Genomic DNA, 11827 nt, shown 5'->3' with positions numbered 1-11827 from the left:
TATCTTGCTCGATATGTAACCTATAACTGTTATCTTTCAAGATAACCCGGTTCCTGAAGGGTCGCCAGAGGCGCATCTTCCCTCCTGCTGAAGATCCTCCGCTCCGTTGGGGCGGCTTGCATCCATTGCGCGCCCAGAACACGCCGGATATACCTGGGTCATGAGGGTCCTCGTCCTGGGCGGCACCCGGTTCATCGGCCGGCGCGTCGTCGAACGCCTGCACGAGCGCGGCGACGCCGTCCTCGTGGTGCACCGCGGCCGCCACGAGCCCTCGCCGTGGGTCCCGGTCGAGCACCTGCGGACCGAGCGGCGTCGTCTGGCCGAGCACGCGGACCGGATCCGCCGCTTCGCCCCCGACACCCTCGTGGACGCCTATGCCATGACCGCCGACGACGTCCGCGCCGTCCTCCCCGTCCTGCCGGAGGTCCCCGCCGTCGTGCTCTCCAGCCAGGACGTGTACCAGGCCTTCGACGGGCTGCGGAACGGCCGCTTCGAGTCGCCCGTGCCGCTGGCGGAGGACGCCGAGACGCGCCGCGAGCGCCGCCCCTACCGCGGGGCCGGGCTCGCCGGCGTCCCGGAGGACTACGAGAAGCTCGACGTCGAGGAGCTGTGGCTGCCGCGCGGCGCCGTCGTCCTGCGCCTGCCCATGGTCTACGGTCCGCACGACCCGCAGCGGCGCGAGGAGCTCGTGCTCCGCCGGATCCGGGCCGGACGCCGCGAGGTGCCGGTGGGCGCCGGGAACCTGCTGTGGAGCCGGGCCCACGTGGACGACGTCGCCACCGGCGTGCTCGCCGCCCTGGACACGCGCGCCGCGGACGGACTGGCCGTCAACCTCGCGGAGCCAGCCACGGCGCCGATCCGGGCGTGGATGGAGCAGATCGCCCGGGCGGCCGGGGCCCCGCTCGAGCTGGTGCGCGTCCCGGAGGAGGCGCTGCCGCCCGACCTGGCCCTCACCGGCGCCCCGGCGCAGCACGTCCTCGCGTCCGTGGAGCGGGCCCGGCGGCTGCTGGGGTGGGACCCCGGCGAGCCGGAGCGGCGGGTCGCGGAGTCGGTGCGCTGGCATCTGGCGAACCCGCCGGAGGACGCCGGGTGGACCGAGGCGGACGCGCGGCGGGACGACGAGGCGCTGCGGGCGGGGTGACGGGCCGACGCCGGGGGTGGGGCGCCTGCCCGGCCGGTCCACCCGCCTCGCCCGGCCCGCCCGGCCTCCCCGCCGCCCCGCCGTCCCGCCGTCCCGCCGTCCCGCCGTCCCGCCGTCCCGCGACCAGGCTAGGCTGGGACGATGGAACCGCCCCGCCCCCAGCCCACCGCCCGCCCATGAACCGAGTGATCCGCGCGGCGCTGCGGTTGTTCTCCGCCCCGCGGGTGAACATGCGCGAGGACTACGAGAAAGTCCGCCGCCTCCAGCACCGCCTGGCCGCGCTGCCGCCCTCGCGCTACCACACGCTGGACCGGCAGATCGTGTCCGAGGACGGCTCCCACCGGATCCCCGTCCGCATCTTCCAGCCGAGGGAACGGCGACGCGACGACGTCCTGCTCTTCTTCCACGGCGGCGGATGGGTCACCGGGGACATCGAGAGCTACACCCCGGCGTGCGCCGCGATGGCCGACCTCACCGGCTGCGTCGTCGCCTCGGTGGACTACCGGCTGGCCCCGGAGCACCCGTTCCCCGCCGGGCTCGAGGACTGCTACCGCGTCGCCCGGCTCCTGCTGGAGGATCCGCGGCGGGCGGGGATCGACGACGCCGGCCGGATCGTCCTGGTGGGCGACTCCGCGGGGGCGAACCTCGCCGCGGTGGTCTCCCTGCGGCTCCGGGACGCCGGCCTGCGCAGGGCGAGCCGGCAGATCCTGCTGTACCCGGTGACGCACTGGGACCACGACCCGGCGACCTCGCCCTTCGAGTCGGTGCGCGACCACGGCAGCGACTACCGGCTGACCAACACGGAGATCCAGGACTACTTCGAGCTCTACGCCCCGGACCCGGTGCAGCGACGGGATCCGCTGATCGCGCCCCTGAACGCGGCGGACCACTCGGGGCAGCCGAAGAGCCTGCTGATCACCGCCGAGCTGGACCTCCTGCGCGACGAGGGGGAGGCCTACGGCCGAGCCCTGGAGGAGGCGGGGAACACGGTGCGCACCCATCGCGTGGACGGTGCGCTGCACGGGTTCATCACCCTGCCCCGCTTCTCACGGCCGCTCCGGGAGGCCTACGAGACGGTCAACCGGTTCCTCGACGAGGACTCGGCGCCCGCTGCGAGGGGCCCGGCGTGACGCGCCGGGCTTGGGTGCGGCTCGACAACGCCTCCAACATCTTCCTCGCCGCCCGCAGCGACGTCGACCCCAAGGTGTTCCGCCTGAGCGCCGAGCTCGACCACGACGTCGACCCGCGGCTCCTGCAGCAGGCCCTGGACGCGACGTACGAGCGGTACCCGCTCTACCACGCGGTGCTGCGCAGCGGCGTGTTCTGGCACTACCTGCAGGACAGCGACCTGCGGCCGCTCGTCACCGCGGAGGACCAGCCCACCTGCGCACCCCTCTACCAGGAGGGGCGGCGCACCCTGCTGTTCCGCGTGGTCCACCACCGCCGACGCATCGTGCTCGAGATCTTCCACGCCCTCTCGGACGGGACGGGCGCCCTGTGGTTCATCACCGACCTCGTGACCGCCTACCTCCGGCTGCGGGAGCCCGGGCAGGCGCCCGCCCTCGACGGCGCAGGCGCGGCACCCGGTGGGCCCGGCCCGCCCGCCGGACCGCGGCACGCCCGAGGCCGGTCCGCGGCGGCAGCCGATCCCGACCGCGACACGGCGGAGACCGTCCACGAGCTCACGACCGACAGCTTCGCCCACTACTTCCGACGACGACGCCGCCACCGCCACCGCGCCGCCCCCGCGATCGAGCCCGACGTCGGCCGCCTCGCCGAGCCCACGGCCGGACGCCTCCCGGGCCCGCGGCCGGACGCCCCGCCGGGCCCGCCGCCTCCGCCGCGCGCACGGACCCCGCCGCGCCGCCCGAGGAGGACCGCCCGGCACGGGCGACCTCCGCACTCCGCAGAATCGACCGGCTGGCGCGTCCCCCCGCGCAGAGGGTGCACCGGGTCAAGGGCACCCGCACGCCCGACCACCGCACCCACGCCGTCGAGCTCACCCTGTCCGCCGCCGAGGCACTCGCCCTGGCGCGCGCCGAGGGCGTCTCGCTCACGATGTTCCTCACGGCCCTGTTCTTCGAGTCCCTCCGCGTCTCGGCGGGTGGGCTCGGGAGGTCCCGCACCGTCGCGGCGTCGATCCCGGTGAACCTCCGCCAGTTCTTCCCCTCGACGTCGGCGCGCAACTTCTTCGCCACCGCCCGGGTGGAGCACACCTACGGCGAGGGCCCCGACGACCTCGGGACCATCTGCCGGAACCTCGAGCGCCAGTTCCTCCCGCAGGCCACCACCGCGTCCCTGGAGCGGAAGCTGCGCCGCTTCATCCGGTTCGAGCGGGCGCCGCTGCTGCGGGTCATGCCGCGCGTGGCCAAGGACGCGATCCTGAGGCTGATCAACTGGGGCACCAACCGCGGCCTGAGCGTTGCGGTCTCGAACCTGGGCCGCGTGGTGCTGCCCGAGCCGGCCGAGGCGGGCGTGGGAAGGATGCTGTTCCACGTCTCGGCGGTCCGCCCGCAGTTCTGCGCAATTTCGCACGCGGGCCTGCTCACGGTCAGCTTCACCTCCCCCTTCGTCGAGACCGACCACGTCAGGGAGTTCGCCCGGATGCTCACCGCGAGCGGGGTCCGCGTGACGGTGGCAGCTGCCCGCGTCACCGAGGCCGACATCGCGGAGGGAGAGCGATGAAGCGCTGCGAGGCGTGCGCCGTCGACGTCGAGGGGGACTGGACCCGCTGCCCCCTCTGCGGGGAGCCCCTCGGCGGGGAGGCGGTCCGCAGCCCTCTGCCGGCCGTCCCGCTCAGGTTCTCGCGACGCCGCGTGCTGCGGGCGCTGTTCCTCACCTCGCTCGCGGCCATCCTCGCCTCGTTCCTCGCCCAGCTGCTCTTCAGCCGCTTCAGCGACCTGGGGGCGCTCCGCTCCGTGTGGCTGGGCGTCGCGACCCTGTGGCTGGTGGTGCTGATGGCGGTGCGCAAGCGCCGCAACGTGGCCAAGGGGACCGTGTACCTCGTGGTCCTCGTCGGGCTGGTCTGCGTGTACTGGGACTACCTGACCGGGTGGCACGGCTGGTCGCTGGCGTACGCGGTGCCGATCGTCTGCGGGTCCTCCATCCTCGCCCTGCTGATCACGGTGCGCCTGATGCGCATCGAGGCGGGAGAGCACGTCCTCTACAGCGGGCTGACGGCGATCCTCGGCCTGGCGCCCATCGTGTTCCTCGTCTTCGGGTGGGTGCAGCAGCCGGCCCCCTCGGCCATCTGCGGCGCGCTCGGCGTCGTGGCGCTGGCGCTGCTGCAGCTCACCCGGGGGCCGGAGGTCCGGCATGAGCTGGCCAAGCGGCTGCACCTCTGAGGGGCTGCAGGGCGCCCTAGCCGCGCGGGTCCAGGCCCTCCAGCGGACCGGTCGGCAGCGCCACCCACCCCTCCTCGCGCGCCAGCTCGCGCATCTCGGCGGGCGGCTCGAGCGTGACCCCGATCCGGTGGGCCCGGGCGTTGAGCGCGGCCAGCACGGCGTCGAGGGCGTGGTCGGTGCGGACCAGCTCGCGCCGCTGGGCCGCGGAGACCTCGAGCCACGGCGCCCGCTCCAGCAGGCGGGCGAGCAGGTCCTCCCGGGCGTCCTCGCGCACCTTGTACCCCGCGGTGTACAGGCCCCAGATCCTGAGCGCGGCGGCCGGGTACACCTCCGCGTGCCGGCCCGCGCCCGAGCGGTCCACGGCACGGCCGTCCTCGGCCTCGAAGGCGGCGAGCAGCTCCGCGCAGCGCAGGGCCGTGACGCCGAGCCGGTCCGTGGCGGCGCTGAGCGGCCAGCGGCCGGTGACCTCGCGGACCACCCGGTCGGTCTCCCGGAAGGACAGGCGCCGCCGCCACTCGGCCCCGCCGACCTCGCGGGGCGGGATCGCACCGTTCCGGTAGGCCGTCAGGAACTCCACGAACTCGCGCGGCCATCCCAGGGCGCAGTCGATGCCCACGGCCTCGGCACCGGATGCGGAGCGCACGACGTCGGCGTCGGAAGCCCCCACAACGACGTCGAGCAGGCGGGCGCCCCCGGGGCTCCAAGCCAGGGCCGCGGTCGCGGTCTTGGCGTCGCTGGCGGCGAGGTCGACGCCGACGGTGACGGTCATGGCCGGGTCCCCGCGGACGATGCGGCGGCGGGCTCAGGGGGATCAGGTCGGCGGATCCGTCCGAGCGTCCCGGTGGGGCACGCTTCGGCGCCGAGGGGGTGGGGGCCCGACCATTCGGGGCGGGGGCAAGAGCCTGCCGCGGGCATCGGCCGGACGCGGCAACCGCGTTCCGGCCTCATACGGCGTCCGCGTTCCAGCCTCATGCTGCGCCTGCGTTCCGGCCTCATACGGCACCCGCGCCTCGGCCTCACGCGACGAGCTGCGCGTAGACGACGTAGTTGTCGTCGAACTCCCCGGTGGCCGGGTCGTAGCCGTCGCAGGTGATCAGGCGGAGCTCGGAACCGATGGTGTTGCCGTAGACCTTCTCGGTGGGGAACTCGTTCTTGGCGTACTGCTCGCCGTACTCGACGCGGAAGGTCGCGGTGCTGCCGTCCTCGCGGGCGACCTCGACCTCGTCGCCGGGCGAGAGGTCCCGCAGGCCGGCGAAGACGCCGTTGCCGCCCTCGGTGTCGTTGACGTGGCCCAGCAGGACGGCGGGGCCGCGGTCGCCGGGGGCGGGAGAGCCGTCGTACCAGGCGGCGGGGGACCCGGGCTCACCGGGCGGCACCTCGAGCGAGCCGTTGTCCCGCAGGCCCAGGTGCATCAGCTGGGAGTCGACGCCGGTCAGGGGAATCTGCACCGAGACCGGGTCGGAGGCCGCCATGCCCGGCGGGAGGGTGGGCGCCGCGTCGCTGGGTGCCGGGGCGTCCGGGGTGGCGTCGCCCGGTTCGGACGGCGCGGCGGAGGTCGCGGCGTCGGGTTCGGGGGCGGAGGGCTCGGGCGTCTCGGAGGCGGACGGTATGGCGGAGGCGGACGGCGTCGTCCCCTCGTCCGACGGGGTGTCCGAGACGACGAAGGTCTCCGACGGGGCGGGTGTGGACTCCGCGGAGCCCCCTCCCCCGCCGCAGGCGGTCAGGGCGAGCAGAACGGCCGCCGCGGATGCTGCGAGGCATCCACGGCGGCCGGTCGGTGAGCTGATCATACGAATCAGGATAATCCGAGCGGGTCGGCAGACCGGCGAGGACCGGGCCCGCGCGCGGCGGGTGCCGGACCCCGGCGGAATGACGGCACGCGGCCGAATGATGGCACGCGGCGGATCTCGCACCGCCCTCGACCGCAGGCCTCGGGACCGGGAGGTCCGCCGCGCGATACGAAGGCGGCGGGCCCCGAGCTACGCCACGACGGCGACGGCGTCGATCTCCACCAGCATCGGCTCGTCCGGAAGACCCACGAAGACGGTGGTGCGGGACGGGAACTTCTTGGACGGCACGTACTTCTCCACGAACTCCGCGTAGGCCTCGTTCATCGCCGCGAAGTCCTCGCGCTTGGTTAGGTAGACGCGCAGCATCAGCACGTCCTCCATCGAGGCGCCGCCGGCCTCCACGATGGCGCGGACGTTCTCCAGAGTCCGCGTGGTCTGGACCTTCACGTCGCCCGCGCCGATGTACTCGTTGAGCTCCGGATCCTTCGGGCCCTGCCCCGAGACCTGCAGCATGTTGCCGATGCGGATCCCCTGCGAGAAGACGTACGCCGGGGCCGGCGCCTGGTCGGTGGTCACGATCTGCTTGTCGCTCATGGCGACTCCCTTCTGTCGATGTCGTTGATGACGGAAAACTGGTGGCCGGCGGCGCGGTCGGACGCCGCCCCAGCCGGAGGGCGCAGAGGCGAGCGCCCGACGACGGCCGCTTTGGCCCCGGCCTCTCGGACCCCGGACAAGACGGTCCCTACTCCACCTCGGGAGCCGGCACCTCGCCCCTGAACCCCAGGTCGGCCGAGATCGCGCGCGCGGCCTCGTGCAGGCGCGGCAGCATCGCCGTCAGCTGCCCGAAGTCCAGGACCATGGTCGGCACCGTGACGGACAGCGCCGCCCACACCGTGCCGTCCGCGCCGTAGATCGGGACCGCGACGCAGTGCACCAGCCGTTCGTGCTCCTCGCGGTCCGCCGCCCAGTGGCGCAGGCTCGCCTCGTCCCACGCGGCGAGCACCTGCTCCGGCGTCGTGAGGGTGTGCGGGGTGCGCTCGGCGAGGTCCGCGCGCACGAGCAGCCGCTCCCGATCCGCCCGGCCCAGGCTTCCTGCCAGGATCTTCGCGACCGCCGCAGAGTTCAGCGACGCCGAGAGCCCCACGCGGGAGTACATGCGCACCGGCGTTCGCGGCTCGACCTTGTCGATGTAGACCACCTCGTCGCCCTCCAGGGCGGCGAGGTGCACCGTGTGCCCGATGTCCATGTTCAGCCGCACCAGATGCGGGTGCGCGGCGACCTGGATGCCCCGGCCGGTCGCCGCCGCCGACGCCAGCGAGTAGAGCCCGTGACCGAGGTGGTACCTCTCGTCCGGATACCTCACCACGTAGTGGCGCTCCTCCAGCGCATGCAGCACGCGCATGATCGTGGTCTTGTGCACGTCGAACACGCGGCTCAGCTCGGCGAGCGAGGACGGCTCGCTCGCCAGGTGGTCCAGAATGTCCATCGCACGGCCCAGGACTTGGCTCAAGGTCAACCTCCACGGTGCACACCCGACTCGTCCACGCGGATGCTCTTCCACTCATCTTCGGTCACCGCGAGCAGGGCGTTCAAAGTCTTCTCAGCCGGTGGCAGCGCGCGGTCCGCCGTGGTGGTCAGCGCGGCGGACGCGTGGAGGTGACCGCGGCGCAGGCAGCGGACGGCGTCGTCCCCCCGGAGGAGCCCCGCCAGGAAGCCCGCCGCGAACGCGTCGCCCGCCCCCACGGCGTCGACCACCCGGACCTCGAGGGATGGGACCGCGCTGACCGAGCCGTCGAGCCGGCACAGCGCGCGGCGCGCGTCGTCCTTGACCACGAGGCACGGGACGTCCGGGAGCGCGGCGAAGACGTCCTCGACGTCCTCCGCCCCCCACGCCGCCCGCGCCTCGTCGGCCCCGACGAACACGACGTCGGCCCGCCGGGCCAGGTTCAGCAGGTCCTGGGGTGAGACCCGCGGCAACGAGGGACGGTAGTTGACGTCGAAGGACACCCGGGCGGTCCGGGGGCGGGAGAACAGCGCCTCCAGCAGATCGGAGCACCCGTCCGAGAGGGAGGCGGTGATCCCGGAGGTGTGCACGAGATCCGCGGTGGTCAGGCGGCGGGCCGCCTCGGCGTCGTCCAGCAGCGCGGGCGTCATCGCCGATGCGGCCGAGCCCTCGCGGTAGTAGAACACCTCGCTCTTGCCCGCCTCGCCCCGCCGCGATTTCAGGTACAGCCCGGTGAGCCGGTCCGGGTCGCGGACCACGGCGCCGACGTCGACGCCGGCCCCGCCGATCTCCTCCAGGATCAGGTCCCCGAGTGGGTCCGTCCCCAGCCGCGAGATCCAGGAAGTCGGCACACCTGCCGCCTCGAGGCCGGCGGCCACGTTGGACTCGGCGCCGCCCGCCGTGCAGGACAGCGTGCGAATGGATCCATCCCCCGCTTGACCTGGCGACATGACGGCCATCGTCTCGCCGAGGCAGACAGCGTGCGGCATGAGGGCCTCCTGTTCCCGAACCGTTGACAACTTTCGAGTGTGACACTAGACATAGACTCAGGTTTTTGCAACTGCCGTTGCAAAATACGCAACGAACCTCATCGACGGAGGAAAGATCACTATGCTCCCCACACCCCACCAGCCCCTGGACCGCCCGTCGCACGGCGCCAACAAGGCCCTCGGGGGTCGCGATCTCGCGTCCGGCGACCGGGGCGTCCTCGGGACCCCCGCAACCGAGCTGAACACGCCCCTGGTCACGCTCGACGAGCAGGCCCTGAACCACAACGCCCGGACCATGGCCACGTGGTGCCGCGACCACGGCGTCGCCCTGGCCCCCCACGGCAAGACCACGATGTCCCCGCAGCTCTGGCAGCTGCAGCTCGACCACGGCGCCTGGGGCATCACCCTGGCCAACGTGCCGCAGCTGCGGGTCGCCCGCCGGTTCGGGCACCGCACGCTGATGCTCGCCAACTCGCTGACGTCCCCGGCGGACATCGCCTGGGCCTCGGCCGAGTCCGCCGAGGGCGTGCGGCTCGTCTCCTGGGCCGACTCCGTGCGGACCGTGGAGCTGCTGGGCGAGCACGCCGCGGCGGGCCCGCTCGAGGTCATGGTCGAGCTCGGCGGGGTCGGCGGCCGCACCGGGGCCCGGACCGTCGAGGAGGCGCTCGACGTCGCCCGCGCCGTCCACCGGGCGCCGAACCTGGTGCTCTCCGGGGTCGGCGGGTACGAGGGCGCGCTGGCGCACGAGCGGACCGAGGCGGACCTGGACATCGCCCGCGAGTACCTGGAGCGGGTCGCCGAGCTGCACCGCCGGGCGACCGGCCTCTACGACGTCGAGCGCCCCTTCCTGAGCGCGGGCGGCAGCGCGTTCTTCGACGTCGTCTCCGAGGTCCTGCGGCCGGCTGCGGAGGAGACCGGGGCGGACGTGATCGTCCGCGCGGGCGCCTACCTGGTGCACGACGCCGGCTTCTGCCGCGGCGTCTCCCCGCTGACCGGCACCGAGCACGAGTTCGCGAACGCGATGACCGGGTGGGCGCGAGTGGTCTCGCAGCCCGAGCCGGGCCTGGCGATCGTCGACGTCGGGCGGCGGGACGTGTCCTTCGACGTCGGGCTGCCCACCGTCGCGGCGGCCTGCGAGGCCCCCGGCGGCCCGGAGCGGGAGTTCCGGGGCGACGTCGTCGAGCTCAACGACCAGCACGGCTACGTGCGCTACGCGGAGGGCCAGGAGGCGCCGCTGGTCGGCGAGGTGCTGCGGCTGAACCTCTCGCACCCCTGCACGGTGCTGGACAAGTGGGCGGTGCTGCCGGTCCTCGACGCCGAGGGCACCGTGACCGACCTCGTCACCACCTACTTCTAAGGCACGGGACCGACCGAGGAGGACCCCATGGACATGGACACCACACGCACCCTCATCTCCCGCGCCACCGTCGTCGACGGGACGGGCGCCCCCGGGCGGGAGGCCGACGTCGTGCTCGAGGGCGGGCGGATCCGCTCGCTCGCGCGGCCCGGCTCCCTGCAGCCCGGGGAGCACGCCGAGCACCTCGACGCCGCCGGCCTGATCCTGGCGCCGGGCTTCATCGACATGCACGCGCACTCCGACCTGCAGATCCTCTTGAACCCCGAGCACACCGCCAAGCTGAGCCAGGGGGTCACCACGGAGGTCCTGGGCCAGGACGGGCTCTCCTACGCGCCCATCACGCCCGAGGTGCTGGCCGTGGTGCGGCAGAAGATCGCGGGGTGGAACGACGACCCGGAGGACCGCGAGATCGGCTGGCCCACCGTACGCGCGTACCTCGACGAGCTCGACGCCGCGGGGATCGCCACCAACGCGGCGTACCTGGTGCCGCACGGGGTGCTGCGCGCCCTGGTCATGGGCTTCGAGGAGGGGGCCGCCGACGCCGGCCAGATCCGGCGCATGTGCTCGCTCCTGGAGGATGGGCTGCGCGACGGCGCCGCGGGCCTGTCCACCGGGCTCACCTACACCCCGGGGATGTACGCGGACCGGGACGAACTGGTCGCCCTCTGCGGGGTGCTGGCGAGGCACGGCGGGTACCTCTCGCCCCACACCCGCTCCTATGGGCGCGGGGCGCTGGAGGCCTACGCCGAGATGGTCGACCTGGCGGAGGCCAGCGGCTGCGCGCTGCACCTGACGCACGCCACCATGAACTTCGGCGAGAACAAGGGGCGCGGCGGGGACCTGCTGGAGCTCGTCGACGCCGCGCTGGCCCGCGGCGTCGACGTCACCCTGGACACCTACCCGTACCTCCCCGGCGCGACGACGCTCTCCGCCGTGCTCCCCTCGTGGGCCGCGGCGGGAGACACCGAGGCGATCCTGGCCCGCTTCGAGGATCCCGCGGCCCGCGCGCGGATGCGCGAGGACATGGAGGTCAACGGCTCGGACGGCTGCCACGGCGTCACCGTGGAGTACGAGACGCTGGAGATCTCCGGCGTCCGCAGCCCCGAGCTGGCCGGTCTCGTGGGAAAGACAGTCCGGCAGATCGCCGAGGAGGCCGGCGAGGCCCCGTTCGACACGGCCCTGCGCCTCATGGCCGCCGACCGGCTCGGCACCGGGATCCTGCAGCACGTGGGACACGAGGAGAACGTCCGGACCATCATGGCCCACCCCGCGCACACCGGGGGCAGCGACGGGATCCTCGTCGGCGCCAAGCCGCACCCTCGGGCGTGGGGGACCTTTCCCCGCTTCCTCGGGCACTACGTCCGAGACGAAGGGCTCATGGGCCTCGAGGAGATGGTGCACCACTTGACCGGGAGACCCGCCCGGCGGCTGCGGCTGCGCGATCGGGGCGAGATCCACGAGGGGTGGACCGCCGACCTCGTGCTCTTCGACCCGCGGACGGTCGACGCGGCCTCGACCTTCGCCAAGCCTCGACAGCCCGCTCGGGGGATCCGGGCCGTGTGGGTCAACGGGGCCCTCTCCTACGCGACGGAGGGGGTGACCGGCCTGCGCGCCGGCCGGGCGCTGCGCCGCGAGGAGGCCGCGCCCCACCAGCTCTCGCCCACGCCCCTCTGAGCCCGCACTGTGCCCTGCGGGCCCCGGA

Annotated in this window: 11 protein-coding genes; 6 read left to right on the top strand and 5 right to left on the bottom strand. The window is 73.7% G+C overall.

Features of this window, described 5'->3' with window-relative positions; translation table 11 throughout:
• Positions 1-160 precede the first annotated feature (160 nt).
• The 4 genes from NBM05_RS02740 to NBM05_RS02725 all read left to right on the top strand — a co-directional run bounded on the left by NBM05_RS02740 (position 161) and on the right by NBM05_RS02725 (position 4485).
• Positions 161-1141 (top strand): NAD-dependent epimerase/dehydratase family protein, encoded by a 981-nt coding sequence (locus tag NBM05_RS02740; RefSeq protein WP_254164949.1) that lies wholly within the window; start codon positions 161-163, stop codon positions 1139-1141.
• A 176-nt stretch (positions 1142-1317) separates the two neighbouring features.
• Positions 1318-2271: an alpha/beta hydrolase gene (locus NBM05_RS02735; protein WP_254164948.1), complete on the top strand. Its 954-nt coding sequence runs from the start codon at positions 1318-1320 to the stop codon at positions 2269-2271.
• Positions 2272-3085: 814 nt separating this feature from the next.
• Positions 3086-3826 (top strand): hypothetical protein, encoded by a 741-nt coding sequence (locus NBM05_RS02730; RefSeq protein WP_254164947.1) that lies wholly within the window; start codon positions 3086-3088, stop codon positions 3824-3826.
• On the top strand, positions 3823-4485 hold the full coding sequence (locus tag NBM05_RS02725; protein ID WP_254164946.1) for a DUF6320 domain-containing protein: 663 nt from the start codon (positions 3823-3825) through the stop codon (positions 4483-4485). Before NBM05_RS02730 ends, NBM05_RS02725 begins: the two co-directional genes overlap by 4 nt.
• A 16-nt stretch (positions 4486-4501) precedes the next feature.
• Here NBM05_RS02725 and NBM05_RS02720 read toward each other — a convergent pair whose 3' ends face one another.
• The 5 genes from NBM05_RS02720 to NBM05_RS02700 form a co-directional block, all read right to left on the bottom strand.
• Positions 4502-5254, bottom strand: a complete 753-nt coding sequence (locus tag NBM05_RS02720; protein WP_254164944.1) for a DUF429 domain-containing protein — start codon at positions 5252-5254, stop codon at positions 4502-4504.
• Positions 5255-5501: 247 nt separating this feature from the next.
• A complete protein-coding gene (locus NBM05_RS02715) occupies positions 5502-6275 on the bottom strand; it encodes a class F sortase (protein ID WP_254164942.1) in 774 nt (257 codons plus the stop codon).
• 189 nt (positions 6276-6464) lie between these two features.
• Entirely contained in the window at positions 6465-6869 is a 405-nt protein-coding gene (locus NBM05_RS02710) for a RidA family protein (protein WP_254164940.1), read from the bottom strand.
• A 148-nt stretch (positions 6870-7017) separates the two neighbouring features.
• Positions 7018-7785 carry an IclR family transcriptional regulator gene (locus NBM05_RS02705; RefSeq protein ID WP_254164939.1) on the bottom strand — a complete coding sequence of 256 codons (768 nt, stop codon included), beginning with the start codon at positions 7783-7785 and terminating at the stop codon, positions 7018-7020.
• A 2-nt stretch (positions 7786-7787) separates the two neighbouring features.
• Positions 7788-8768, bottom strand: coding sequence for a sugar kinase (locus tag NBM05_RS02700; RefSeq protein ID WP_254164938.1), 981 nt, complete (start codon positions 8766-8768; stop codon positions 7788-7790).
• 121 nt (positions 8769-8889) lie between these two features.
• Between NBM05_RS02700 and NBM05_RS02695 the strand changes: the two genes are divergently transcribed.
• Complete coding sequence (locus NBM05_RS02695; RefSeq protein ID WP_254164937.1) at positions 8890-10125, top strand: alanine racemase; 1236 nt, start codon at positions 8890-8892, stop codon at positions 10123-10125.
• A gap of 33 nt (positions 10126-10158) precedes the next feature.
• Positions 10159-11799, top strand: a complete 1641-nt coding sequence (locus NBM05_RS02690; protein WP_254164936.1) for an N-acyl-D-amino-acid deacylase family protein — start codon at positions 10159-10161, stop codon at positions 11797-11799.
• Positions 11800-11827: the final 28 nt, after the last annotated feature.

The organism is Rothia santali (assembly GCF_024199905.1).
GTDB classification, from domain to species: domain Bacteria; phylum Actinomycetota; class Actinomycetes; order Actinomycetales; family Micrococcaceae; genus Rothia; species Rothia santali.
Note: the sequence above shows the minus strand (reverse complement) of the source record. Positions and strands in the feature narration are given on the sequence as shown.

What these genes read in the sequence shown, in the direction of transcription:
- NBM05_RS02740 (WP_254164949.1), top strand. Translation starts at nt 161, where the DNA reads ATGAGGGTCCTCGTCCTGGGCGGCACCCGGTTCATCGGCCGGCGCGTC.
- NBM05_RS02735 (WP_254164948.1), top strand. Translation starts at nt 1,318, where the DNA reads ATGAACCGAGTGATCCGCGCGGCGCTGCGGTTGTTCTCCGCCCCGCGG.
- NBM05_RS02725 (WP_254164946.1), top strand. Translation starts at nt 3,823, where the DNA reads ATGAAGCGCTGCGAGGCGTGCGCCGTCGACGTCGAGGGGGACTGGACC.
- NBM05_RS02720 (WP_254164944.1), bottom strand. Translation starts at nt 5,254, where the DNA reads ATGACCGTCACCGTCGGCGTCGACCTCGCCGCCAGCGACGCCAAGACC.
- NBM05_RS02715 (WP_254164942.1), bottom strand. Translation starts at nt 6,275, where the DNA reads ATGATCAGCTCACCGACCGGCCGCCGTGGATGCCTCGCAGCATCCGCG.
- NBM05_RS02710 (WP_254164940.1), bottom strand. Translation starts at nt 6,869, where the DNA reads ATGAGCGACAAGCAGATCGTGACCACCGACCAGGCGCCGGCCCCGGCG.
- NBM05_RS02700 (WP_254164938.1), bottom strand. Translation starts at nt 8,768, where the DNA reads ATGCCGCACGCTGTCTGCCTCGGCGAGACGATGGCCGTCATGTCGCCA.
- NBM05_RS02695 (WP_254164937.1), top strand. Translation starts at nt 8,890, where the DNA reads ATGCTCCCCACACCCCACCAGCCCCTGGACCGCCCGTCGCACGGCGCC.
- NBM05_RS02690 (WP_254164936.1), top strand. Translation starts at nt 10,159, where the DNA reads ATGGACACCACACGCACCCTCATCTCCCGCGCCACCGTCGTCGACGGG.